23 protein-coding genes, 1 pseudogene and 1 other annotated feature are annotated in these 25,212 nt (G+C 54.2%); of the genes and pseudogenes, 14 read left to right on the forward strand and 10 right to left on the reverse strand.

Annotated features, from left to right (window positions below; translation table 11 throughout):
• Window positions 1-88: 88 nt before the first annotated feature.
• From KNP76_RS03650 to KNP76_RS03665, 4 genes and pseudogenes are all read left to right on the forward strand, one after another.
• A pseudogene (locus KNP76_RS03650) lies at window positions 89-322 on the forward strand (GNAT family N-acetyltransferase); the annotation flags it as partial.
• A 3-nt stretch (window positions 323-325) separates the two neighbouring features.
• On the forward strand, window positions 326-1,030 hold the full coding sequence (locus KNP76_RS03655; RefSeq protein ID WP_214842745.1) for an ABC transporter ATP-binding protein: 705 nt from the start codon (window positions 326-328) through the stop codon (window positions 1,028-1,030).
• Window positions 1,027-1,800: an ABC transporter permease gene (locus KNP76_RS03660; RefSeq protein WP_214842747.1), complete on the forward strand. Its 774-nt coding sequence runs from the start codon at window positions 1,027-1,029 to the stop codon at window positions 1,798-1,800. The genes KNP76_RS03655 and KNP76_RS03660 overlap by 4 nt, the downstream gene beginning before the upstream one ends.
• The gene (locus tag KNP76_RS03665) at window positions 1,797-2,159 is read left to right on the forward strand and encodes a VOC family protein (RefSeq protein ID WP_214842749.1); all 363 of its coding nucleotides are present in this window, start codon (window positions 1,797-1,799) and stop codon (window positions 2,157-2,159) included. Before KNP76_RS03660 ends, KNP76_RS03665 begins: the two co-directional genes overlap by 4 nt.
• A gap of 33 nt (window positions 2,160-2,192) precedes the next feature.
• On the opposite strand, the gene KNP76_RS03670 is transcribed toward KNP76_RS03665, so the two are convergent.
• From KNP76_RS03670 to KNP76_RS03685, 4 genes are read right to left on the reverse strand one after another with little or no spacing between them, the layout of a single operon-like run.
• Window positions 2,193-2,534 (reverse strand): nuclear transport factor 2 family protein, encoded by a 342-nt coding sequence (locus KNP76_RS03670; RefSeq protein ID WP_214842751.1) that lies wholly within the window; start codon window positions 2,532-2,534, stop codon window positions 2,193-2,195.
• 24 nt (window positions 2,535-2,558) lie between these two features.
• Window positions 2,559-2,894 (reverse strand): DMT family transporter, encoded by a 336-nt coding sequence (locus KNP76_RS03675; protein WP_214836478.1) that lies wholly within the window; start codon window positions 2,892-2,894, stop codon window positions 2,559-2,561.
• Between the two features lie 11 nt (window positions 2,895-2,905).
• The gene (locus KNP76_RS03680; protein ID WP_214842752.1) at window positions 2,906-3,214 is read right to left on the reverse strand and encodes a DMT family transporter; all 309 of its coding nucleotides are present in this window, start codon (window positions 3,212-3,214) and stop codon (window positions 2,906-2,908) included.
• A 1-nt stretch (window position 3,215) separates the two neighbouring features.
• On the reverse strand, window positions 3,216-3,737 hold the full coding sequence (locus KNP76_RS03685) for a TetR/AcrR family transcriptional regulator (protein WP_214842755.1): 522 nt from the start codon (window positions 3,735-3,737) through the stop codon (window positions 3,216-3,218).
• 316 nt (window positions 3,738-4,053) lie between these two features.
• Here KNP76_RS03685 and KNP76_RS03690 point away from each other — a divergent pair, with 316 nt between their 5' ends.
• The 5 genes from KNP76_RS03690 to KNP76_RS03710 are packed head-to-tail and all read left to right on the forward strand — an operon-like array spanning window position 4,054 to window position 8,616.
• Entirely contained in the window at window positions 4,054-5,055 is a 1,002-nt protein-coding gene (locus tag KNP76_RS03690; protein WP_214842757.1) for a siderophore ABC transporter substrate-binding protein, read from the forward strand.
• A gap of 11 nt (window positions 5,056-5,066) precedes the next feature.
• A complete protein-coding gene (locus tag KNP76_RS03695; RefSeq protein ID WP_371816148.1) occupies window positions 5,067-6,062 on the forward strand; it encodes an ABC transporter permease in 996 nt (331 codons plus the stop codon).
• Complete coding sequence (locus tag KNP76_RS03700; RefSeq protein ID WP_214842759.1) at window positions 6,059-7,120, forward strand: iron chelate uptake ABC transporter family permease subunit; 1,062 nt, start codon at window positions 6,059-6,061, stop codon at window positions 7,118-7,120. The genes KNP76_RS03695 and KNP76_RS03700 overlap by 4 nt, the downstream gene beginning before the upstream one ends.
• Window positions 7,117-7,869 (forward strand): iron ABC transporter ATP-binding protein, encoded by a 753-nt coding sequence (locus KNP76_RS03705; protein ID WP_214842761.1) that lies wholly within the window; start codon window positions 7,117-7,119, stop codon window positions 7,867-7,869. Before KNP76_RS03700 ends, KNP76_RS03705 begins: the two co-directional genes overlap by 4 nt.
• A 24-nt stretch (window positions 7,870-7,893) precedes the next feature.
• Window positions 7,894-8,616, forward strand: a complete 723-nt coding sequence (locus KNP76_RS03710; RefSeq protein ID WP_214842763.1) for a dihydropteridine reductase — start codon at window positions 7,894-7,896, stop codon at window positions 8,614-8,616.
• Window positions 8,617-8,721: 105 nt separating this feature from the next.
• On the opposite strand, the gene KNP76_RS03715 is transcribed toward KNP76_RS03710, so the two are convergent.
• From KNP76_RS03715 to trpE, 4 genes are all read right to left on the reverse strand, one after another.
• A complete protein-coding gene (locus KNP76_RS03715; RefSeq protein WP_211780628.1) occupies window positions 8,722-9,162 on the reverse strand; it encodes a small multi-drug export protein in 441 nt (146 codons plus the stop codon).
• Window positions 9,163-9,258: 96 nt separating this feature from the next.
• Window positions 9,259-10,302 (reverse strand): Fic family protein, encoded by a 1,044-nt coding sequence (locus tag KNP76_RS03720; RefSeq protein WP_251137325.1) that lies wholly within the window; start codon window positions 10,300-10,302, stop codon window positions 9,259-9,261.
• A gap of 243 nt (window positions 10,303-10,545) precedes the next feature.
• On the reverse strand, window positions 10,546-11,121 hold the full coding sequence (locus KNP76_RS03725; protein WP_214842767.1) for an anthranilate synthase component II: 576 nt from the start codon (window positions 11,119-11,121) through the stop codon (window positions 10,546-10,548).
• The gene (gene trpE, locus KNP76_RS03730) at window positions 11,118-12,449 is read right to left on the reverse strand and encodes an anthranilate synthase component I (RefSeq protein ID WP_214842769.1); all 1,332 of its coding nucleotides are present in this window, start codon (window positions 12,447-12,449) and stop codon (window positions 11,118-11,120) included. The genes KNP76_RS03725 and trpE overlap by 4 nt, the downstream gene beginning before the upstream one ends.
• A 55-nt stretch (window positions 12,450-12,504) precedes the next feature.
• Window positions 12,505-12,736 (reverse strand) — a binding site (T-box leader).
• Between the two features lie 173 nt (window positions 12,737-12,909).
• Between trpE and KNP76_RS03735 the strand changes: the two genes are divergently transcribed.
• Complete coding sequence (locus KNP76_RS03735) at window positions 12,910-15,594, forward strand: S8 family peptidase (RefSeq protein ID WP_214842771.1); 2,685 nt, start codon at window positions 12,910-12,912, stop codon at window positions 15,592-15,594.
• Window positions 15,595-15,630: 36 nt separating this feature from the next.
• On the opposite strand, the gene KNP76_RS03740 is transcribed toward KNP76_RS03735, so the two are convergent.
• On the reverse strand, window positions 15,631-16,323 hold the full coding sequence (locus KNP76_RS03740; RefSeq protein WP_034817794.1) for a DUF4956 domain-containing protein: 693 nt from the start codon (window positions 16,321-16,323) through the stop codon (window positions 15,631-15,633).
• Complete coding sequence (locus KNP76_RS03745; RefSeq protein WP_214842773.1) at window positions 16,320-17,060, reverse strand: polyphosphate polymerase domain-containing protein; 741 nt, start codon at window positions 17,058-17,060, stop codon at window positions 16,320-16,322. Before KNP76_RS03745 ends, KNP76_RS03740 begins: the two co-directional genes overlap by 4 nt.
• A gap of 117 nt (window positions 17,061-17,177) precedes the next feature.
• On the opposite strand from KNP76_RS03745, the gene KNP76_RS03750 reads away from it, so the two are divergent.
• From KNP76_RS03750 to KNP76_RS03765, 4 genes are all read left to right on the forward strand, one after another.
• Complete coding sequence (locus KNP76_RS03750) at window positions 17,178-19,466, forward strand: CotH kinase family protein (protein WP_214842775.1); 2,289 nt, start codon at window positions 17,178-17,180, stop codon at window positions 19,464-19,466.
• A gap of 168 nt (window positions 19,467-19,634) precedes the next feature.
• Complete coding sequence (locus KNP76_RS03755) at window positions 19,635-20,009, forward strand: nuclear transport factor 2 family protein (RefSeq protein ID WP_034805772.1); 375 nt, start codon at window positions 19,635-19,637, stop codon at window positions 20,007-20,009.
• Window positions 20,010-20,167: 158 nt separating this feature from the next.
• Window positions 20,168-21,583, forward strand: coding sequence for an Ig-like domain-containing protein (locus KNP76_RS03760; RefSeq protein ID WP_214842777.1), 1,416 nt, complete (start codon window positions 20,168-20,170; stop codon window positions 21,581-21,583).
• A 642-nt stretch (window positions 21,584-22,225) separates the two neighbouring features.
• Complete coding sequence (locus KNP76_RS03765) at window positions 22,226-25,024, forward strand: autotransporter outer membrane beta-barrel domain-containing protein (RefSeq protein ID WP_214842779.1); 2,799 nt, start codon at window positions 22,226-22,228, stop codon at window positions 25,022-25,024.
• Window positions 25,025-25,212 lie beyond the last annotated feature (188 nt).

The following is a 25,212-nucleotide window of genomic DNA, read 5'->3' on the forward strand; positions in this document are numbered from 1 at the left end:
AACAGAAATGGACTGCGCTCGCACAAGCACTTCAGAATCCCACTCATCCCGAAGGGTGAGCTTGCGGCTTTAGCCGTGGGAGTGTCAATGGGGGAAAGGCATTGCCGGGGAAGCGCTTGAAGCCGTCGTCGCATATGGGTTTCATGAGCTTCGACTTATGCGGATTGAAGCGCTCGTCGAACCAGAAAACCACGCGTCGATGCAACTACTTGAACGACACGGTTTCTTACACGAAGGGTTGCTTCGAAGCTATGAGTTCACGCGCGGTAAGTTTGATGACTTGTATATGTATTCGCGATTAAATGACAGAAAGGGTCGATGAACGATGCAGATCATCGAGTTTAATGGCGTCAGTCACGGAGACATTTTACATAACGTGACGGGCTACTTCCGGGAAGGGCGTATCACGACGTTCGTCGGCCCGAGCGGGGCAGGGAAGACGACGTGTTTGAAACACATCAACGGACTGCTGTCTCCGGATTCGGGCGAGGTGTATTTCAAGGGAGAAAACATTCAAGAGCTCGACATCATCGCGCTCCGTAAAAACATCGGCATGGCGTTCCAAAGTGCGCCGATGATTGACGGAACGGTGTATGACAATTTGAACTTGCCGAAAGCGATTTTCGGGGAGACGCTCGACCGAGATAAGGCGGCCTCGCTATTACAAGCTGTCGACTTGGACGAACGGATGCTCGACAAGCCCGTCAAGACGCTGTCGGGCGGGGAACGGAGCCGCGTCGCCATCGCTCGGACGCTCGTCAATAAACCGGACGTGCTCCTGTTAGATGAGATCACGGCGAGCCTCGACTATCGGACGGTGAAAGAGATTGAACGGCTCATCGTCCGCCTGCAGCGCGAATATGGGGTCACCGTCATCTGGATCACCCATGACTTGGATCAAGCGCGGCGCGTCAGTGACGACATGTGGTTTTTACGGAACGGCGAGTTGATCGAGTTCGGGGACGCCTCGTTCATCGACGAGTCGGATAATCCGATGATCGGGCGGTTCGTGAGGGGGGAAGAGCTATGACGTTCGTCGAACTGTTGACGTCGCTCATCTTTGTCGCCATCCCGCTCGGACTGGCGCTTTATCTCAAGCTCGGACTCGAACGTGACATCGTCATCGCGACAGTGCGTTCCATCATCCAACTGTTGGTGATCGGGTACATCTTGACGTTCGTCTTCGAGAGCGACAACCCGGTGTTCATGCTCTTCATGATCCTTCTCATGATCGGGGCGGCGACGCAGAACATCATCAAAAAAGGGGACGGCATCCCCGGCATCACGTGGATGATCGTCCTCACGCTCGTCACGGTCGAGGCGCTGACGATGGGGCTTATGCTCGGGCTCGGCATCATCCCGTTCGAGCCGGACAAGGTCATCCCGATTAGCGGCATGGTCATCGGCAACTGTATGGTGTTGTCGCTCCTGTTCTTGAACAAGTTCAAAGACGAGGTCGAGCGGAGTGACGAGGTGATTGAACTCATTTTGTCGATGGGCGGGGCGCCGAAGACGGCGATTGACCGGAGCTTGAAGAACGCCATCCGCACGAGCATGATTCCGACGGTCGAGGCGCAAAAGACGATGGGGCTCGTCCAACTGCCGGGCATGATGAGCGGGCTCATCATCGGCGGAGCCGACCCGATGGAGGCGGTATTGTATCAACTCCTCATCTTGTTCCTCATCTTGACGACGGCGACGATTTCGGCCGTCATGGTCGGCTATCTCGCGTATCCGCGCCTGTTCAATGAGAAGCTGCAGTTCGTCGGCTTGACGTATCGAAAGGGGAAAGCAACATGATTCTAGGTATCCATCACGTACAAATCACAATCCCGACTGGAGAAGAAGCGCGGGCCCGGGCCTTCTATTGCGATTTGCTCGGGTTAGAAGAGATGGAAAAGCCCGCGTCGCTGCGAGGGCGCGGCGGATTTTGGCTCAAACTCGGTGACCAGAGCGTCCACGTCGGCGCAGAGGACGGCGTCGACCGCTCCCGAACGAAAGCCCACGTCGCCTATGCCGTTACTAATTTGGAGGCATGGGGACGACGGTTGGAAGCGGAAGGAATTGACCGAATCGAAGGCATCCCGATTCCCGGCTTTGACCGGTTCGAGTTCCGCGACCCGTTCGGCAACCGAGTCGAGATGATTCAAGCGACATGACAAAGGAGCACCCATCGCGGGTGCTCCTTTGTTTTATGGAATGGGTGTTCCTTGATGAAACTTCATTTTCCACGTTCCGTCAATCCGTACCCAAATCGAGCTGCGAAGCGCAGTCTTTCCGGTCATGTGATTCTCGGTCCGGTACGTGGCGAGGACGACGTCGTCACGGATGACTTCGAGGTTGAAGTCGGTGAGCGAGACGTCGATCTCGCCGAGGTCCATCGTGTTCGTGTCCTCTTCTTTGTAGAGGAGGCGTCCGGAGCTGCCGATTTCAAAGAAATCTTCGGTCACGAGTTCGCGCAACCGCTCTGGAGACGTCCGCACTTCCTTCGTCAACAACAGTCGTTCTTTCTCTTCAATCAATGGTGCGAGCATCGCGTCACTCCTTCCGAAAAAACGTCAACCGTGTACCGTATTCGTTTTCCCGAAATTCATGACGATGACACCGAGCACGATGACGATGAGTCCGATACTGTTCAACGTCGACAACACCTCGCCGTAGACGAACACGCCGATGAGCCCCGTCGCGACCGTGCCGAGGCCAGCCCAGACGCTGTAGGCGATGCTGAGCGGAATCGTCTTTAAGACGATGCCCATGAGTGTGAACGAGACGGCGAAACTTGCGAGCAGGATCATGCTCGGAACGAGTTGTGTGAACCCGTCCGACAGCTTCAGCATCGAGGTCCCGAGCACCTCGAACGCGATCGAGAACAGTAAGAATATATATCCTTTCATCCGTCTCCCTCCTATACTTTCATCAACACGAGTCCGACGATGACGAGTCCGATGCCGGCAACGGTCTGTTTACGGACTTGCTCGTTGAAGACGAGAAACCCGATGAGTGCCGTCGCAGCCGTACCGACCCCGCTCCAAAACGCGTAGGCGAAGCTGAGCGGGATGGAGAGGAGGGCGAGCGACAATAGATAAAACGCCGTCACATAGCCGAGCGCGACCCCGACAATCGGGAGACGGGTCGACGACGTCGCGTTGAGCTTGAGCATGCTCGAGCCGAACACTTCAGAGATGATCGCTCCGGCGAGATAGAGGAAGCCCATCTTAGCCACCTGCCTGTTCGAGCGCGTCACACTTTTGGAGGATGAGCCGGGCGGCCTCGTCCTTGAAGGCGTCGCTATAGCCGTACGTCAACGCGAACCAGAACCCGTCACATAACAGCCGAAGTTCGAGTACGCGCGGGTCGGTCCCGTCGGCAAGAAAGCGTTCATCCCATCGGCGTGCCGCCTCGTTCCAGATAGCACCGCTCGCATCTTCTTGCGACGAGATGAAGACGGCGCTCAGGCCGATTCGTGCCGCGTCCAGATAGTCGAGTGTCGCCTGGGCGTAAGCTCGTGTGAACGGGTACGGTCCGTCCGTCATATGATGATGGATCCGTGTCTCGAACTCGGTGATGGCGAGTTCGTTCATTTGGCGGAGCAAATTGTCTTTCGTCTCGAAGTGGTAGAGCACACCGGCTTTCGTGATGCCGACACGCGCGGCGAGCCGCTCGAGCGATAGTTGTTGAATGCCGTCCTCCCGAATCATCTGGGCGGCCGTCTCGAGCAGTAATTGTTTTTTGTTCATCATGTTCACCTCATTAACTTTACTGAACGGTCAGTAAAGTCAATATATCAAGTCTGAATTGTCTTGTCGAACCGATTACTCATACATGAATGATTTTTTTGCGTATAAGGAAAGAAAAATATTCCCAGTCCCTTTTTGACAATTTGGCATTGCACATCCTTTTTTTGTTTGATATGCTTCTCAATGAAAACGACAATGATAATCATTATCAATGAGAACGAGTCCATAGAAGCGTCCATACATAGAACAGAAGACGTGGACACGTTCGAGTTGAGACGAGTGTCATTCAAACTAAATACATAAGGAGATGGACAGAATGGGGAAATTGAAAGTGTCACTCATGTTGACAGTACTCATCTTCGTGCTTGCCGCATGCGGCGGGACGACAGAGACGAAAGAAACAGGAGAAGTGGAAGGTGCCGAGGCACCGAAAACGGTTGAAATCACCGATGCGCACGGCACGATTGAAGTACCGGTCAACCCGAAGAAGGTCGTCGCCCTCGACAACCGTACGTTCGAGACGCTCGCGGCGTGGGACATCGAACTCGCGGCGGCACCGATCGGATTGTTGCCGGCCGAGTCGCCATATGCGAAAGACAGCGACATCGCCGACGTCGGCATGCACTTTGAGCCGAACTTAGAGGCGATTGCAGGCGTCGACCCGGACGTCGTCATCGTCGGGCAACGTTTCGCCGATTACTACGAAGACATCAAAAAACTCGTACCGAACGCGGCCGTGATTGACTTGTACATCGATATCCCGGAAGATACGGGCACTCCGGGTGAGATTTTGGTCAAAGGGTTGACGGACACGACGCTCACGCTCGGGAAAATCTTTGATAAGAACGAAGAGGCGGCACAGCTCGTCGCGGACCTCGACAACTCAATCGATGGCGTGAAATCAGCCTACAACGGCGAAGACACGATCATGTCGGTCATCGTCTCAGGCGGAGACATCGGCTTCTCGGCACCGATTTCAGGTCGCGTCTATGGCCCGATGTATGACATCTTCGGCTGGACACCGGCGCTAGAAGTCGAGAAGACGACAACCGACCACCAAGGGGATGAAGTCTCGGTCGAAGCAATCGCCGAAAGCAATCCGGACTGGCTCTTCGTCCTCGACCGCGACGCACCACTCGAAGGAGCGGAAGGTGCCGTACCGGCGGCGGACGTCATCGACAACGCCCCGGCGCTTCAAAAGACGACAGCCGTCAAAGAAAAGAACATCGTCTACGCACCGAACGACACATACTTGAACGAGTCGATTCAAACGTACGCTGAAATGTTCAACGACATCGCACAAGCGCTCAAGAAGTAAGGCGTGCTATCGTGCAAACACCACTAACTCGGGCTGAGACATTGTCTCAGCCCTCCTTTTCTACCATATGGACGAAGTCGTTCATCTTCGCGACGCTCGTCGTGTTGATGCTTGCGGTCTTATCGCTCGTTACGGGCGTGTATGATATTCGCGCCGACTTCGATATGTTTTGGATCACCCGTGTCCCGCGGACGGTCGCCCTCATGTTGACGGGGGCGGCGATGGCGATGTCGGGGCTCGTCATGCAGCTCATCACCCAAAACCGGCTCGTCGAACCGACGACGACCGGGACACTCGAATGGGCCGGGCTCGGGCTCTTGACCGTGTACTTGCTCGTCCCGGCACCGACGCTCATGATGCGGATGACGGGGGCAATCGTGTTCTCGTTCGTCGGTACGATGGTGTTCTTTTGGTTTTTACGTTCGGTCAAACTCCGGTCGTCGTTGATCGTCCCGATTATCGGGCTCATGCTCGGTGCCGTCATTTCGGCCGTCTCCACGTTCCTCGGCCTGTTCTTCCGGATGAGCCAGACGCTCGAAGGCTGGTTCGTCGGCTCGTTCGCCTCGGTCCAGGTCGGACGCTATGAGTATTTATGGCTCATCCTCATCTCGACGGTGCTCATCTTTTTGCTCGCGAACCGATTGACGCTCGCGGGGCTCGGGGAGGACGTCGCGACGAGCCTTGGCGTGAACTACAACCAGCTCATGATGGTCGCGACCGGGCTCATCGCCCTCTCGGTCGGTGTCGTGGCGACGGTCATCGGCAATTTGCCGTTCCTCGGCTTAATCGTCCCGAACCTCGTCTCGATGTTTCGGGGGGACGACCTCCGCAGCAACTTGCCGTGGGTATGTGTCGTCGGCATGGGGGCGATTCTCGTCAGTGACTTGATTTCCCGGACGATTATCGCACCGTTCGAACTGCCGGTCTCACTCATTCTCGGGACGGTCGGTGCGTTCGTCTTCATCGGGATTTTACTTAGACAGCGCAAGCGGGGAGGGGTTCGATGAGTACGGTCATCGAGAAAGAAGTGTACGAAGTGGACGTCCATCCGCTTCACGGAAAGGAGCGGAGCGCGTCGGCGTTCCGTTCGAGGCGGGAGGAGCGACGCTACTGGCTCTTCCTCGCCGTCTTCATCATCGGCGGGGTGTTGTGCGCGCTCGGACTGTTGCTTTACAACAATCCGGTCCCGATTGACTCGCCGTCGTTCTGGCCGGTCGTCGAGCGGCGCGTCGTCGCCGTCACGACGATGGCGATCGCGGCGCTCTGTCAGAGCCTCGCGACCGTCGCGTTCCATTCGGTGACGAACAACCGCATCATCACGCCATCGCTCCTCGGGTATGATGCGCTCTATTCGACGATTCAGACGAGCATGATTTTCTTCTTCGGTGCCGGCGCCTTCGTCGGTTTTACGGGGACCGGTGCGTTCTTGACGCAGGTCGGACTGATGGTGCTCATGAGTCTTTTGCTATACGGCTGGTTATTGTCGGGGAAATACGCCAACCTGCAGCTCATGCTGCTCGTCGGGATTATCATCGGGACCGGGCTCAACTCGGTGTCGACGTTCATGCGCCGCATGCTCGCCCCGTCCGACTTTGACATCTTGCAGGCGCGGCTGTTCGGTTCGGTGACGAACGCGGACGCGGCCTACTTCCCGATCGTCATCCCGCTCGTGCTCGTCGTCGGGGTATTATTGTACGCGTTCTCGAACCGACTCAATCTCGTCTCGCTCGGGAAGGACGTGGCGACGTCGTTCGGGGTGAACCATCGCGGGAGCGTCATCTATACGCTCATTCTTATCTCGCTCCTCATGTCGGTGTCGACGGCGCTCATCGGGCCGCTCACGTTCTTCGGTTTCTTGGTCGCGACGCTCAGCTACCAGGTCGCCTCGACGTATGACCATAAATACGTCTTCCCGATGGCGTTCGCGCTCGGCTTCTTCGTTTTGACGAGCGCCTACTTCTTCATGTACCACATCTTCAACACGCCAAGCGTCGTCTCCGTCATCATCGAACTGTTCGGTGGCATCATTTTCTTGGCAGTCATTCTTAAGCGGAGGTCCTTATGATACAACTCGAACAAGTGAAAAAATCGTATACGGATAACGTCCACATCGGGCCGATCGACCTTGATATCCCGAAGGCCGGCTTCACGTCGCTCATCGGTCCGAACGGGGCTGGGAAGTCGACGACGCTCATGATGATCGGCCGTCTGCTCCATTTAGACGCGGGTCAGATTCAAGTCGCCGGGATGGACGTGTCGAGCACGAAGTCGAAAGACTTGGCGAAAATCATCACGATTCTCCGGCAAGAGAATCATTTCGTGACACGCTTGACCGTGCGCCAACTCGCCGGTTTCGGACGTTTCCCGTACTCGAAGGGGCGGTTGACGAAAGAAGATGAGGCGATCATCTCGAAATACATCGACTTCCTCGATTTGACGCATCTCGAGCACCGCTACCTCGACGAACTGTCGGGCGGCCAGCGCCAACGGGCGTACGTCGCGATGGTGCTCTGTCAAGAGACGGAATATGTCCTCCTCGACGAGCCGCTCAACAATTTAGACATCGCCCGCTCGGTACAGATGATGGAATACTTACGGCACGTCGCCGACGAGTTCGGGCGGACGATCGTCACCGTGCTCCACGATATTAACTTCGCGGCCAAATACTCGGACCGCATCTGTGCGATGAAAGACGGACAGATCGCCGCGTTCGGGACGGTCGACGAGATTATGAACGGGGACATCCTGTCCGACATCTTCGAGACGAAGCTCGAGGTCATCCAAGGCCCGTACGGACCGATCGCGGTCTACTAATCATTATAGAAGGAAGTGACGACGATGCAGATTTACTGGACACCGATTTTAGAGGTCATCGAAGAAGCGGCTGATACATACACGTTCCGACTCGAACGGCCAGACGGCTTCACGTGGGAGGAAGGGGCGCACACGCATTTCGCGCTCGAAGGGTTCAACAAAGAAGAGCGACCGAACCGGAGTTTGATTCGCCACATGTCCATCTCGACGTTGCCGCGAGAAGGCGTGATTGGCATCACGACGCGTATCAAAAAAGAATGTTCCGAGTTCAAATCGATTCTCCGGGAAATGGCGCTCGGCGAGAACGTAGCGATTTTCAAAACGTATTCGAACGTGCCGTTGAAGCGCGTCGGGAAGAACGTCTACTTGTTGTCGGCCGGGGTAGGGCTCGCGACGTTCCGTCCGCTCGTGCTCGACTATTTGACGGACGGGGAAGGCGTCCCGCACCTCCATTCGTTAAACGTCGACTCGTCGGCCAACTATCTATTTCAAGATGTTTTCACGTCGACCGATACGTTCACGGCTGACTTCGTCGACAGTCGCGTTCGTTATCACGAGGCGGTCAAGACGCTCGCGCAGGATTTGGACGGACTATATTACGTCGTCGGAAGCGATGACTTTTTGCGTGAGACGATTGCGACGCTATGTGAGCGGGGCATTGCGCGCGAACAGATCGTGCTCGATAAGCATGATTTTCAGTTGGATGCGTTTTTCACAGAAAGAGACGAGGACGTGATTTCCTCTTAATGCAGAAAATCAGACTTGAGTAATCTAGCACAAAAAAGGTATCAGATTCATTCATGTCAGAATGAGTCCGATACCTTTTCATTTGCGAACGACGTCAGGCGTGTCTCAGAATGTGAACTCGATGCCTTTCGAGGTGAGCCAAGCGATGATCACGCCATACCCGAATATGCTGATAGCTGAATAGATGAGGAGTGTAGAACGCCTCATTCCAATCGAATGCCCAATCACACCGACGACCCATGACCCGAGTAATGGCGTGACGAGGATAATCGACCAGCTGCCATGCTCGCGCATCAAATGACTGAAGCGGTGCTTCTCTAGACGATCGAGCCAGCCGCTGAGGCGTTTGAAACGATGGAGCCAATCATAGAAATACGCGAGCAGGGGAACCGGCAAGAAGTTACCGAACCCGGCCCAAAGCACCGCAGAGACATGATCGAGACCGAGTAACATCGTACTCGGGATGGCCAAATAGATTTCGAACATGGGGAAGAATCCCATAAACCATGCAGTTGCAGACAGACTGATGTATTCAAATAGACTCATGTCAATTCTCCTTGATCGTATGTCTTTTCAAACGTAAACGTTGTGAAATGAATTTCCGCCTCTGGTTGAGGAAGCGTGCTACCCTCTGCATTCGAGTCATTGCTTAATCCATTTCGCACTCCGGCCGAGTCCAGATGGAGCGATTTCCCCTTCATCCCGCAATTCCCGAAGAACTCGGTTGATGGTTGCCTCACTGATGTCGGGGCAGGCGTTCCGAATATCCGACTTGGTAAACGGCCCGATTCTCCCTTCTACGAATCGTCTAATCCGGATGCTCTTGCTTTGACTGCCTGACGTGACAAGTCCTACGCGCTCTTCTAATTCTTTGTATGCCGCAAGAATCACGCTCAACAGATAGTTGATCCATGGGAATGGGTCTTGTCGGTTCTCATGCCAATGGATCGATGACAACCGTAGAGACTCATAGTAGTCCTCTTTCCGTTCCTCGACAATCTTTTCGAGACTAATATAGCGGCCGACCTCAAAGCCGAATTGATACAACAGCAACAAAGTCACCAGCCGGGCCATTCGTCCGTTCCCGTCATTGAACGGATGAATCGATAAAAAGTCGAGGACGAACATACTAGTCAAGATGAGTGAATCGACGTCTTCGTTTTGCCGACGTTCTTTTACACTGTCGCATAAGGCCTGAACAGCCGTCGGGGTCTCGAATGCTGGGACAGGTACGAAGCGCGTCCGACGCGTACCGTCGGGGAAGGTCTCGCTAATCTCGTTATCGATATTTTTCCAGCGCCCGCCTTCGACCGGAACAAATTTGTAGAGTTCTTTATGAAGCTGGAGCAGGATGTTCGGGTTGATTGGGATATCTTGGGCTGAAGCATGGATTAAGTTCAATACATCCCGGTACCCGGCAATTTCAGCTTCTGAGCGGTCGGCCGGATCCGAGGTCTTCGACATGATGGTGTGTAGGCGGCTCTCGGTCACGACGATTCCCTCAATCGCATTGGAAGCCTTTGTCGATTGAATGACCGCGACGTCACGTAACGTGTTCAAGATTTGAGGCGCCTGTTGTTTATATAGGTCTTGTTTGCCTTTATATTCATTGATGCGACCAATCAATCGTACGGTTTCCATCGGCAAGGCGAGATTTCTTAAATATTGATAATCGTAATTTCGCATAACACTCATCCCCATTTATAACCAAAATTGATTAAACATAGTCATTTGATTGATTTTTGAATATGTTTAATTCTAATATAACTGATTTATGATGGTATGTACGTGATAAACATACTCATTTTGAACAGAAATAAGTATGTTTAGAGAATGGTGAGCTATATTTCAGGTTATGATTGAGAAACGGTAAAAAAGCGCATCTCCGATTTTCGTGGAGACACGCTTGAGTGATGTATTTCGTCACACTCAGACCGAGGACACATGCCCCGCACTTTTCACGCAACATGCAACGAACCGCTCGAACAGATTTCGTCCCTCGGGCGTCCCGATTGACTCAGGGTGGAACTGGACGCCATATGTCGGATGCTCGGGATGCTCGAGTGCCATGATGACACCGTCTTCCGTGCGAGCGGTGACAGGAAGTTCCGTCGCTTGAACGACGAGTGAGTGATAGCGCATGACATCGAGCGGCTCGCCATCGAATAAGACGGACGGGGTCGTCAAAATGCGTGACGTCTTCCCATGCATGACTTGATTTGCTCGGCCGACCGTCCCGCCGAACGCCTCGGCGATGACTTGATGGCCGAGACAGACACCGAGTATCGGAATCACGCCGGACAGCTCCCGGACGACGTCGAGCGAGACGCCGGCGTCCTGTGGGCCACCGGGGCCAGGGGAGATGATGATGCCGGATGGATTGAGGTCACGAATCGCCTCGACCGAGAGTTCGTCGTTCCGGACGACGATGACGTCACTGAACCGGGCGACGTCCTGATAGACGTTATACGTGAACGAGTCGTAGTTGTCGATGAGTAAAATCATGCGAACACCTCCAAAAGGGATTTGGCCTTATGCAGCGTCTCTTCATATTCCGACACGGGGTCGGAGTCATAGACGATCCCGGCACCGGCTTGGACATGGGCCGTGTCGCCTTGCACGACCATCGTCCGGATGGCGAGGGCGAAGTCGAACCCGCCCCGGACGTCGAGATAGCCGACCGCCCCGGCGTACACTTCCCGTTTCACCGTCTCGAGCTCGTCGATGAGCTGCATCGCCCGAATCTTCGGCGCCCCGGAGACGGTGCCGGCCGGAAGACAGGCGCGCAAAGCGTCAATCGGATTCAAGTCGTCACGCAGCTCGCCTTCGACCTCGGAGACGAGGTGCATGACGTTTTTGAACCGTTCGAGCTCGATCTGTTTCGGGATCGTGACCGTGCCGACCTTGGCGACGCGGCCGATATCGTTTCGCCCGAGGTCGAGGAGCATCCGGTGCTCGGCGAGTTCTTTCTCGTCGGCGAGGAGCGACTCGCCGTGACGGATGTCTTCCTCGACCGTCTTGCCGCGCGGGCGTGTGCCGGCGATTGGGTTCGTCGTCACCCGGCTCCCGCTCACTTGGACGAGGCTCTCCGGGGAGGCACCGAGGACGATCGCTTCCCCGAGGTCGATATAGAACAAGTACGGGCTCGGGTTCTGTTTCCGGAGCGTCCGGTAAAAGTGGAACGGGTCGCCGGTGAACGTCGCGTCGATTCGTTGCGATAAGACGAGTTGGAACACCTCGCCGGCGAGAATCGCCTCTTTCGCCTTCAAGACGCGTTCGATGAATGCGTCTTTTTCGGTCAAGATGCGCTCGCTCGTCCGGACGACCGGTTCGAGCGTGTGCGTCTGCGCCGTCTCGAGTTGACGCTGAATCTCGTCGAGCCGTTCCGTCGCGTCCGTGTCGCCGGTGTCGATCAAGATGACCTGTTCCTCGAGGTGGTCATACAAGACGACCGTCTCGTAACGCTGGAACAATGCGTCCGGCAAGCTGCGCGTCTCGCACGGCGTGTTCGGAATCGGTTCATAGACACGCTGCATGTCGTAACCGATATAGCCGATGGCGCCGCCGATGAACGGGTACGGGACGTCCGGAACGTCACGGGTGATGAGCGCGGACAAGTGGGCGAGCGGATCGGCCGTCTCAATCGTTCCGTTCGCGTCCGAAACACTCGTCCCGTCAACACGAATCGTCTCGACCGGATTCGCTGCGACAATCGAGTAGCGGCCATGTTTGCCTTCGGCGCGGCTTTCGAGCAATACTTTTCGTTCACCTTTTAGACGGTGGAAGATGGCCACCGGTGTCAGTTCGTCGCCGTTGATGATTCGTTGTTCCATAAGATTGACCTCCTTAAAATAAAAAAATCTCCCCGCCCGACATGCCCAAACGGACATGAAGGACGAGGAGATTCCCCGTGTTGCCACCTTCGTTGAGAGACGACATGTCTCCCCACTCATCGCGAACAATCATTCGCTGTCCTCGGTAACGGGAGGACCCGTCAGAGCCTACATATCGGTCTGAACGCTCAAAAGCCCATTCACGCAAGACACGTCACCGGTTCGCATCGACCACCGGCTTTCTGGAGACGTCCCTTCGCGCTACTCTTCTTTCTCATCGCGAGTTCGTATGATGTTATCGTCACTTTACCGGGCGCGGGACGACTTGTCAATACGCTGGTGTTCAAAATTCCGAAATCAAGATGAAATCTTTTCGTAACACAATTGAAACATTTTCTGTCATATCCCGTATACTATATCCAAGGTGATTCACCTAATACTTGGAAAAGAGGGAAACAAGATGAAACGAATGGTGCAACGGACCGTTGCGACATTGCTCGCGGTCCTACTCGTCGTCTCGCTCGTCCCGCCACGCATCCACGCCGATGCCGGGGCCGGCATGAAGCAGGCGGCACGGCTTGAGGCCGGGAAGGCTGTCACGTTCACGACGGGCGTCGAACCGGTCAATACATACTGGTTCAAGCTAGAACGGAACGGTCCGAGTGACATGACGCATATGCAAATCGTCATGGAAGCGACGAAGCTCGCTCACATCTCGGTCTATCCGAGTGCGGACATGGGCGCGAAGGACGAGACGTTTTACCCGTATCGGGCGAGCGCCTCGAAAGAGGACGGGAAAGCGACAATCAACCTCCCATACGCTTGGCAAGGACCGTACTATGTGAAAGTCGAGTATATGCCGATGGAGATGCCGGACATGTACCCGCCGGAAGAGAGCTTCTCGCTTGAAGAAGGGGAAGAATCGGAAGAACCGCCGGGCGAGCCGGACTTGTCCCAGTTCGCCTCGGAGATCGAGCTCGTCTACAACCCGGTCAAACTGCCGGTGAAGTATGAGCAACAAGGCGGCGACATGTGCGCCGTCGAAACGATCTTCATGTCAGCGAACGATAAAAAGACGATGCTCGAGTTGATTCGCCACGTCCAGACCGGTGTCCTCAACCAGTCGGAACAAGGGCGTGAGCTCGCGGCACTTTACTACCGCGCCTCGCCGTATATCGTCAAGGCGGTCACGTTCGACAAGGCGAAACGTCAAGCGGCCTATCAAGACCTCATGACGTTGAAACCGCTCTTGACGGCGCTCGTCGACCGGAAACAGCATACGGTCTCATCAAAAGAAGCGACGGCAATCAACCGGATGCACGCCCTCGTCAACCAGAGCGTGCCGGAAGGCTTGAAGGCGGACATCGCCTCGGTCGCAGGCAGCGTCGGAATGGACGAACTCGCCGGGACGCCGATCACGGACGTGTTCGACCGCATCGGCATCACGGTGAACGTTTCGGACGCGCCGCGCTATATCGTTAAATACAAGTCATCACCGAGCCAGTCGATCGGCAAGATGAACGCACTGCGTGACGTCTCGGCCGAACGCCTGTCAATCGGGGCGTCAGGTGACCACTTCGCCCTCGTCGACGTCGAGGCGGCGTCAGCGAAGACGCAAGCGTCAGCCCAAACGATGCTGAATAACGACCCGAACGTCGAATACATCGAGCCAATCGAGAAATACTCCGCGTTCATGGCCGATCCGACGTACAGCTATCAATGGTCGGTCAACAGCCGTTCCATCTTGAAGCCGTTCGCGGATGCGGGCATCGGGCTCGATAAGTACGAGGCGCTCAAACTGAACGCCCGTAGCGTGAAAGTCGCCGTGCTCGATACCGGGGTCGACCACCGACTCCTCGACTTGAAAGGGAAAGTCGATGTGAAGAACGGGAAGAACTTCGTCGACCCGAACGGGGAAGGCGATGCGATCGATGACCACGGTCACGGCACACACGTCGCCGGCGTCATCGCCGCCGCGCAGAACAACGGCACCTCGATGCGCGGCATGATGCCGAACGTCTCGATCTTGCCGGTGAAAGTACTCGATTCATGGGGTTACGGGGAGACTGACCAAATCGCACTCGGCATCAAGTACGCCGTCGATGCCGGGGCGAAAGTCATCAACATGAGCCTCGGTGGTTCAGAGAGCCGGACGATCGGCTACATGTTGAAGTATGCCCATGACCGCGGTGTCATCATCGTCGCCGCGACGGGGAACGACGGCCAGTCGCTCTTGTCGTACCCGGCCTCGTCGAAATATACGATCTCGGTCGGCGCGACGAACACGTTCGGTCTCGTCAGCGACTATTCGAACTTCGGCCTCAACGTCGATGTCGTCGCCCCGGGCTCGAAAGTCGCGAGTCTCGTGCCGGACGGCAACGTCGTCTATATGGACGGGACGAGCATGGCGACCCCGCACGTCGCCGCATCCGTGGCGCTTCTCGTGTCCCAGCATCCGCGCATGACGGTCGAAGGCGTCCGCTCGATCCTTCGCCGCTCGGCCGAACCACTCGCCTTCACGGGTGGCGACGCGCCAAAAGACCCGCGCATGTATGACGGGATGCAGCAAGTGCTCGACGAATTGAAGGTGCCGCTCCTCCCATACTATGACGTCGTCAGCGGATATGGGAAAGTGAACGTCTATCGCGCTGAGTCGATGCTTCAAATCGCGCCGAAGCCAGGCCGCGTGTTCGACAACGCGCCGGTGTTCACGGTCGCGGCGAAACCGGACACGGTCGTCAACGTCTATAACGGGACGAAGCGCATCGGATGGGGGACGGCTCGAAACGGAAACGTGACGATGTCGCTCACGCCGCAAAAACCGGGCACGGTGCTCCGCGTGACGTATACGAACGGTTCACTCTTCACCGGGGAACGCATCACGGTCGCGAAAGGACTCCGTCCGAACGCACCGAGTGTCACGGCACCGCGTGCGAACGCGAAACACGTGACAGGGAAAGCCCAAGCCGGCATGACGGTCGTCGTCCGTGACGCACAAAAACGCGTCATCGGGAAGTCGAAAGTGACGCTCGCTGGCACGTACACGGCGAAAACCCGCGCCTTGAAAAAAGGCGAGCGCTTGTCGGTCCATGTGGAAGATGTGACGAAAAAAGTCAGCAAGATCACGACGGTCATCGTCAAATAAAAAAATCGGTCCTCTCGCGAGGGCCGATTTTTCATGTCAGAAGATTTCCGTGTTCAAATAGTTGACGGACACTTTCAAGTTGCCGTTCATCTTACGGAGCTCATCGATAATCTGTTTGTCTTTGACGCCGTCCTTGTTTTGGACGATATAGACGAGCTGGATCATCGTGCCGAGGTTCGTCGTCTCGACCGAGCGGAGCGCATAATACTTGTAGTGCGCCGACAGCACCCCGTCAAACGCCGTCTCGTCATGCAGATTCTCCGGCACCGTGATCGACAACCGCTTCTTGTCCGAGCCGCCGCGACCGAAGTCGAACGTGTACAACAGGAGGATGATGACCGACAGCGACACCGTGAACAGGATGGCGAGTATGTAGAAGCCGAGGCCGCACGAGATGCCGGCCGCCATGCCGAAGAAGATGAAGGCGATGTCTTTCGGGTCGCTCATCGCGCTCCGGAAGCGGATGATCGAGAACGCCCCGACGAGACCGAAGGCGACGGCGACGTTGTTGCCGATGACGATCATGATGACCGACACGGTGACGCCCATGATGATAATCGTCTGGACGAACGATTGGGAGTAACGGGCCCCCGTGTGCGTCCGTTTATAGAGATAGGCGATGCAAAGCGTCAAGATGAAGCTGAGGAAGATGGCCGCGGCCGCCTCGAGCACGGTAAGGCGCGAGGTGACGTCGGCGAGCTGGCGTACTTCGTTAAAGAAATCGGTCATGACAAAATCCTACCTTCGCTTAAGTTTTCGTGTTCCAATAATTCGACGCTCGTACAGAACTTCGAGACGCTCTGTTTGTTGCACTCGAGGTCGGAGAGAATCCGGGCGAGCCAGAACGGCACGACCTCGGACACTTTCACTTCGAGGACGACGAGACCGGAGTCGATGAAATGATGACCTTCGGGCCCGTGTTCGATCCGCAGGTCGTCGTTTCGGCACATGAGGTTGTAGTCGAACGTGACACGCAAATCTTTCTCGAACGTCCCGGAGAACGCTTGCCGGTCATAGCTGACGACCGTGTTCGGTTTTAAGTCGTACAAGTGCTGGAAGTGGAGCGCTTCTTTCAAAATTTGCGGGTTCGACGCCTCGACCGTCTCGAGCGGTTTGTTCGGGTCGCGCAGGATGTCGTACGCCTGATGGAGCGGGAGGATCGTCCGGCGCTTGTTGACGACGTTCTTGAACTTCTGTTTCACCTCGATGAACGAGGCGCTGCCGAGGTCAGCCTGGTCGTATACGCGCAGGCGCAGCTTCTGGCGGAACGGCAGTTTGTTGCGCGTCTCGTAATAGATCGACTTGTCGTTCGAGTCGAAATAGAGGCTGACGATGTTATATTTCCCTTCCGGGTTGCCGTACGTGTCGTAATGCATATACGGGAGGATGAGCTCACGGAGCTCAAGGTACTTCGCAAATGGGATTAAATACTTGATCTCGTATCGCTTGAATATCTCTTGGGCCACGGTGTCTCTCCTTCATTAGGGATTGTTAAATATTTGTTAAGGTGTGTTAGAATTCAAGTATACTGTTACAGCACACGAATCGCAAATAGACATCGACGTCGGGAGGCTCATATCATTATGAAGGTATTAAAAGTCGGATTGCTGGCCGCCGTGCTCGCCGGGACGTGGGGCGGCATGTACTACATCGCCGAAGAGAACGCGACGGCCGGGGAGGCGTTCGAGGCCGCGCTCGCCGAGGAGCTGAACATCCCGGTCGGCTCGTTCAACCAGAACAAGGTCCGAGGCGTCACCGCGCTCGACTTGTCCGGCTATCAGTTGACCGACTTGACCGGGATCGAACATTTCCAGTCGCTCGAGACGCTCAACCTGTCCGGCAACCGGCTGACCGACGTGTCGGCGCTCGCGAACTTACCTCATTTGAAAGTGGTCGACTTGAGCTTCAACCAACTGACAGGCGTGCCGGAACTCCCGGACACGCTCGAGACGCTCAATTTAGAAGGGAACGACGTGAGCGACCTGTCGTTCTTACCGGCTTCCGAGACGCTCACGACGCTCAACCTGCGTGACAACGATGTCACCGCGCTCGAGGCGCTCGAACGGACCCCGAACGTGACGCATCTGAACGTCCGTGGAAACGCCATCGAATCGATTGGACCGCTCCAAGGCCTGACGGGACTCGTCAATGTCAATCTGCGGGACAACCGCATCGCCGACTTCTCGCCGCTCGAGAATCTCGACATCTCGGAACGGCTGTACGTGACGGGGAACGCGACGCACGACTATTCGAGTCTCGACGGGATCGCTGAGCAAGTCGCCGACCGCGACTTCGAACGGTTGCCGGATCGACCGACGTTCTCGGTCGACAGCGGCATCATCGCACCCGGGACGACGCTCTCGCTCGAGGCGACGGACGGGGCCGACATCTTCTATACGACAGATGGGAGCGACCCGACACCCGAGTCGACCCGCTATATGAGCCCGATCACGCTCGCCCCGTCGCTTACCGCGGGCGTGCCCGTCTTATCGAACAATCGGACGGCGACGAACCGGACCCCGCCGACGTTTGAACGGGGGGCGGCCGAACGTGCACTCGTCATCCGCGCGATTAGCGTGAAGGATGGGGCGACGAGCGCGCTTTCGACGCGGACGTATTTGCTTGACGCGGACTTGTTCACGTCGAACCTTCCCGTCGTCTCGCTGACGACCGATGCGAGGAACTTGTTCGATGAGAAAATCGGCATCTATACGCCGGGCGACGTCCCGGACGGCCCGCTCGAGATCGGGCGCGGCAACTTCTTCGAGACGGGACGGGAGTGGGAGCGGCCGGCCCACCTCGATTACTTCGAAGGCGGCGAGCACGTCTTCGGCCAAGACATCGGGATTCGCATCCATGGTGGGTTCTCCCGTGGCCTCGCCCAAAAGAGCCTTCGCCTGTATGCCCGGAGCGAGTACGGGCAGAGTCGCTTCTACCACCCGTTCTTCCCCGGGAACGACGAGACCGAGTTCAACCGTCTGCTCCTCCGGAACGCCGGCAACGACTGGCAAGGGGCGATGCTCCGGGACGCGTTCATGCAGGAACTCCTGAGTGAGCGTCCACTCGACTTCGAAGACTATCAGCCGACGATCGTCCTCGTGAACGGGGAGTATTGGGGGCTGCATAATTTGCGGGAACTGTATTCACCGGATTATTTTGAGATCAAATACGACATCGACGAGACCGAGCTCGCCATCCTCGAGGCGGACCAAGACATGCCGGACGGCTTCGTCATCGAGACAGGGCAAGACGCCGATTTGATCCATTACCGGGAGATGGTCCGCTTTGCCGAGACGAACGACTTAGACGCGCCCGAAGCGTTTGATGAGCTCGAACGGCAGATGGACGTCGACAACTTCTTGGAGTACGTCGCCTATCAGGCGTTTTATGGAAACCTCGACAGCATGTTCAACAACTACGTCGTCTGGCGCAAGGCGACGGAGCTGACGGACGATGACGTCTACGGGCACGATGGGCGTTGGCGCTGGGTCGTCTTCGACCTCGACCAAGGCTTTGCCGGACGTTTGCCGCTCGAGGAGAGCATCAATTACGACATGTTCGCCTACTTGACCGGTCCTGGGCCGGAGCACGCGCTGTTCCGCTCGCTCATGGCGAGCACGGAAGGACGGGAGCGTTTCGTTGAGATCTTCGACGAGCTGCTCGCCGGGCCGTTCACACCGGAGGCGATGACGTCGAAACTGGACGAGGTCGCGAGTACGGTCGCGCCGGAGATGCCGCGGCAAATCGCGCGCTGGGGGAACATCCCGTCCGTCGACGGGTGGGAGGCCGAACTCGCCGAGATGCGCCAGTTCGCCGAGCGGCGTCCGGCCGTCGTCCGAGCGCAATTAAATACCCGATTCGGTAGTGAATGAGAAAGGCCGGCTGAGCCGGTCTTTTCTATAGGTATAAGAAAACGCACAGACGGGTATAGACCGGAAGATGATTCACCGTTCAGGTTTGGTAAAAACTAGGTGCTAGGAATCTGGATGAAGCCGGTACGGATTGTGTGGTATGATGAACGCTGAAAGGAAGGTACATCTATGGAAACATTAAATATGAAACAACTTTCTGACGACCGGGCCACGTTCCAGACGGGCGGGGACCTCGAGGCGATGCGCGGCATCATGCACGATTCGTTCCGCTACGTCGACTCGAGCGGCCGTCAGTTCGATAAAGAGACGTTCTTGGACCAGTTCGTCGATCCGGCCTCGGTGCAGTGGATTGCCCAAGAGACGGTCACGTTCGACGAGACGGTGAAAGGCGACCTCGCCATCGTCCAACTGCTGCTTGAGGAGCGGTTCATCCTTGGCACGAATGCATACGAAGGACGCTTCTGGGCGCTCCACTTGTACGTAAAAGAAGGCGACACGTGGCTCTGGCAAGGCGGTCAGGCGACGATGATTCATGAAGTTTGAGCCTTAGGCATCTCCGATTTAGGGGGTGTCTTTTTTTATGTCTCCCATAGATGAAAAACATACACATAATTTAGAAATTTATGTACCTATTTTTAAAATAATCCAATATAATAAACTTGTTGTCTATTGCTACATTATTTTAGGAGGAATACATTCATATGAAACAACCGAAGTACTTATCTCTCTTCCTCGCCGGGACACTCGTCGTCGGCGGCTTCAGCCCGTCATTCGTCGCGGCCGAAGGGAACACCGAGACAGTCGAGCCTGTCGAACAGACGGAAACGACAGAAACGGTCGACACGACAGAAACACCTGAATCGACGGAGACGCCGGTCGACACGACACCGGAAGCCGAAGCTGACGTGACGGCACCGGACGCCCCAATCGTCTCGGCCGTACTCCATACCTCGACGTCACTCACGATTAAAGGTGAAGTCGGCGCGAGAGCGGAAATCCTCGTTGCTGGGAAGACGTATGAGCGCGTCATCCGCACGAACGGCGAAGCGATCTTCACGATGTCACCGCAACCGGTCGGGCGCGTCATCGACGTCCGCTTGGTCGATGCGAGCGGAAACGTGAGTGAGACAACGACGGTCGTCGTCGCAGAAGATGCGACGGCACGTCCGAAAGCCCCGGTCATCGGGAAAGTCGATAACTCGTCACGTGCCATCGAAGTGAAAGGGACGCCAGGCCTCGCCGTCACGGTCACGGTCGGCGGCAGCACGTTCAACGGCTCGTTCGATGCGAACGGGAACTACCGTCGCGTCATCGCGCTCCAAAAAGTTGGCACGGTGCTCACGGCACAAGCGAAGAAACCGAACGGCGCGATCAGCGAGCTCGTCAAGTCGACGGTCGTCGCGGACACGGTCGCACCAAACAAGGCCCGCCTCACGCAAGCCGTCACGACAGTATCGAACGGGATCGCCGGAACGGCTGAGCCGCTCGCGACGGTCATCGTGACGATTGACGGGAAAGCATACACGGCCCCGGTCATGTCGACAGGGAAGTTCGTCTTGCCGATTCCGAAACAACCGCTCGGCAAGAAAATGTCGCTCGTCGTGCGTGACGGTGCCGGCAACCGCAGCGCCGCGGAGACGCTCACGGTGCAACACGCGCTCTTCAACAACTTCCACCGCGTCAACATGGACGGCTTCCGCATGACGCTTCATAAGGAAGTGTTCGCTGCTGACGCGTCGGTCCGTTACAACGAGACGTTCGCACCGCTCTTCTTCGACCGTCCGACGAAAGCGAACATGGGCTTCTTGTTGAACTACATCGCGGAAGACGGTGAGCCGCTCGAGTTCGAGAAGCTCCGCATCCGTGTCGGCTCAGCATCGTTCGTTCACACGATCGACCCGTATGACGTCGACATCTACGAGTATGACGACGGCACGGTCGAAGAGTCGTACTTGTTCCAACCGGACGCCAAGATGATCGCCTTCATCAAGCAACACGTCCGTCCGGAGAACCGGATCGTCGTCACGATCGAGGGCTATGACTACGAAGTCGAATGGGCGCTCCTCGGTGGCGAGAAGCGTGCCTTCATCCACTCGCTTCAGTACGCTGGGTATTAATAATAGAAGAAAGTCGCAAGACGATGAGCTGTCGGCCCCGTGCCGACGGCTTTTTTTGTATGTGGACATGACGATAGAGGGCCAAAAGACATTCCCCGAAATTCAAACTAGGCGATTTGATTCATTTTTAAAAGTTTGGTCAATGTAAAATTAAGGATGATAAATTGGCTGTTTTTATGCGAAACAAATTTTGAACATGGAAATTATACATTAATCCATTAAAAGGCATTTAATATCCTTTTAAAGTAAATAATAAAGTGAATTAAGCTGAAATGGCTTAAAAACGGCATTTTTCGACCGTTTTCGACATTTATAAAAAAGGGGAAATAGTAATTAAATAATCTCGAAAGCTCCGAAATTCAAAATCATTCCCATTTTTGCGAAAAAAAACGCTTGTGCTGTTTGGAAGCGTTATGTATATTATGGATGTAAGGTTTTCCAAGTTCATACTTGGTAAATTGTTCAAGAGTCACATCTTGAAAAATACCTACTAGTTTCGGTGAAGCTCAAGACCTAAAGGATCAGGTTGGATAAGTCGTTCGGTCGAATGGCGTATACATATGGAATCGTTTAGTGGGGGGAGCGAAGCTTGCAAGCTGGTAGCGCAAAATCGCAACATACCAAAGGGAGGATTTACACAAGATGGCAAAGAAATCATTCAAGTTAGTCAAAGCGTCAGCAGCACTCGCTGTGACGGCAGCAGCTCTTACTCCGGTAATGGCAGCAGAAGCTTCAACAGCAAAAGCAGTTGAGCTCAAAGCAGAAGTCGTACTCGGCGGCAAGTTCAAAGAGGCACTTGCTCTTAACACACCAGCTGGCGTACAAATCACATGGGGCAAGCACCTCGTGACAGCAATCAACAAGTGGCAAACAGTTACTGGTAAAGGTTCTGATGGCAAGACGTACATCAAGAAACTTTACGCTCGTAACTACCCACTCTACGTTCTTGACCAAGACCTCGGCGAAGTCGAAGCTGGTTCTGAACTCGTAAAACCATCGATCCGCGTTATGTACCGCGATGGCAAAATCTACACACAAGCTCCTGAGCGCTACACAATGAGCTCGAACTACAACACGAAAGATGAAGGCGAGCAAAAAGTCCTCATCTCGTACAACCACAACGGTAACCGCATCACGAAGTTGCTTACTTACACAGTAGTAGCTGGCGCGGTTGAGTTTTCAGCAGTTAAGTCTGAAGTGAACGCTGATGACAAACTTGTAGTTACTGGCGAAATCGCTAAAGCAAAAGAAGATACTAAAGCTGAGTTGTTGATCTTCCCAGGTAAAGATCAATCGGCTACTCCGATTAAAGCTGCTGCTTCAATCAAAGATGGTAAATTCACTGCTACATCAATCTCGCTTCCTGCAGGAACACATTCTTACAAGGTTGTTTCTGGTGAAGTTGAAACTGACGTTATGGAGTTCACTGTGGCAGCGACAGATCTTTCTGTAAAAGCTGTTAAGTCGAATCAATTAGAAGTTAAATTCAACAAGAACCTTGTAGCTGTTGATGCAAGTGACTTCAAACTTGATAACGGTCGTTTCGTTACTAAAGCTGAAATCGATGCAACTGATAAAACAAAAGTACTTCTTACAACTAACGAAAACCTCATCGATGGGGAAACGTACAAATTGACTGCTAACAAGTTCGAGACTGCATTTGGCGAAGCTACTGTAGAAATCGTTAAGTCTTTTGACTACAAAGTAGCAAAACCAACTTCAGTATCACTTACTAAGACTGCTTTCTTGAGTGGACAAACAGTTCTTGACTCAGTAGTGCTCAAAGATGAGAATGGTTTGTTGTTGACTGAAGAGGCTCTTGAAGATCGTGGTTACGAGTTAGAGCTTTCTTCAACTGCTGTTAGCACTGTATTTAACTCAGCTACTGGACGAGTTACTTATTCGTCAACTCCTTCGCAAAACACGTTCTTCTTGGAAGTTAAAGTTTTAGATTCTCGTGGAAATGTCGTTTCGACGACGGGCGCAACTCGTGTAACAGTAGCTGATGCTAATGCGTTGGTGACATTAGATGGCTTCCACATTGATACTGACGGAGCAACTGGTGTATCTGCATACCAGACTGCAAAGCGTGCTGGAAACCTTGTATCGTCAGTTAAGCGTTCAGATGCAGGATTCCTTAACCTCTTCGTAAAAGATGCATCAGGTAACCTCACTGAAGTATCAGCTACAGGAGCTACTATCACGAACTTGACTCCTACTGTAGCGACAGTAGTTGATGCTGGTGGAAACTTTGACATCAACCAAATCTCAACTGGTACAGCTCGCGTTCAGATTAAAAAAGGAGACTTCGAGACAATCGTAGAGTTCCAAGTAGTTGCAGATTCTGCAATTGCTAACGCAACGCTTTCAGAGTCTTCAATCAACTTCGATTCAGGTACAGTTGTATCTCCTGACTCTCCAGTACTAGTTGACGTTGACTTCTTAGATCAATACAAAGCAGAATACACAACACCTGTTGTTAACGCTGATGGTGAAGTGCGTGTAGGTTCTACTTTAGTCGGTACAATTGAATTGGCATCAAGCAACTCTCGCGTTGCATCTGCTGAATTTAATGCAGATGGAAAAATTGTTGTCTCTGAAGGTGATCGTGAAGGAAACGCCACTATCTCTGCAACGTTCAAAGATGCTTCAAACAAAGTAGTATTCACTAAGTCTATCGCAGTAAAACGCTCTGCGTTTGATTCTGTTGTTGCTGGATATGATCTCGTGATTTCTTCAGCTAACAAAGTTCTTGATGCAGATGTGGACACTGGTAACGAAATTAACGACGACTCTGTACAATTCCAAGTTATCAAACTTGATAAATTCGGAAACCGTCTTGGTGTAGAATCAGGAGCAACTCTCTCAGTTTCTTACACTACAGCTTCTCACGAAGATTACTTGACGTTATCGTCAAACACATTGTCATTCAACCAAAATGCTGCAGTGAAATTTGCTGGAACTGGTAAAGCAACTGTACAAGCTCGCGTGGGTGGAGTACTCGTTGATACAGTCTCAGTGGATTACACTAACACTGACTCTGTAGCGAAGAAGGCATCTGTCAATACAGCTACTCGTACTATCGACTTGTCAAACATCGGTGGAACTACGGTTACGCTCAATGAGTTGGTATTCGGTAAGTATGATTCTGTGAATGACAAGTACCTCTTGAACTCGGTAGTTGGAGTTGAAGATCAGTTTGGTAAAGCAATCGACTTCAAGAAAACCAACCTTATGCAATTGGTTACAGGTGTCGATGTAGCAATTCCAAACGCTGTCGTAACTAACCTTTCAAACGTTACAGTTTCAGGTTCTACTTACTCGTTGACTGATGACGCTAAAGCTGGTCAGTTGACAGTGGTTCTTCCACGAGTTATCACAACTGAAAATGGCGAGCTCCTTGCTGCGCCGGTTTCAATGACAGTGAAGCTTGTAAAATAATTGTTGACCCTCCCTTAGGGTTAAATAGAGCAAAGTCTTCGGACGGAGCCATCTTGTAAACCGGTAGTGCCTCGGCACTGCCGGTTTTTTTCTATACCTTGCATAAAAAATGATTCCCCTTTTCTAAAAAACAGATTATACTTTTTTTGTAATAAAAAATATCATTTCCCGTAATTTTAAGAAAAGAG

Origin of the sequence: Exiguobacterium sp. s150 (genome assembly GCF_018618435.1) — a bacterium.
Lineage (GTDB): Bacteria > Bacillota > Bacilli > Exiguobacteriales > Exiguobacteriaceae > Exiguobacterium > Exiguobacterium alkaliphilum.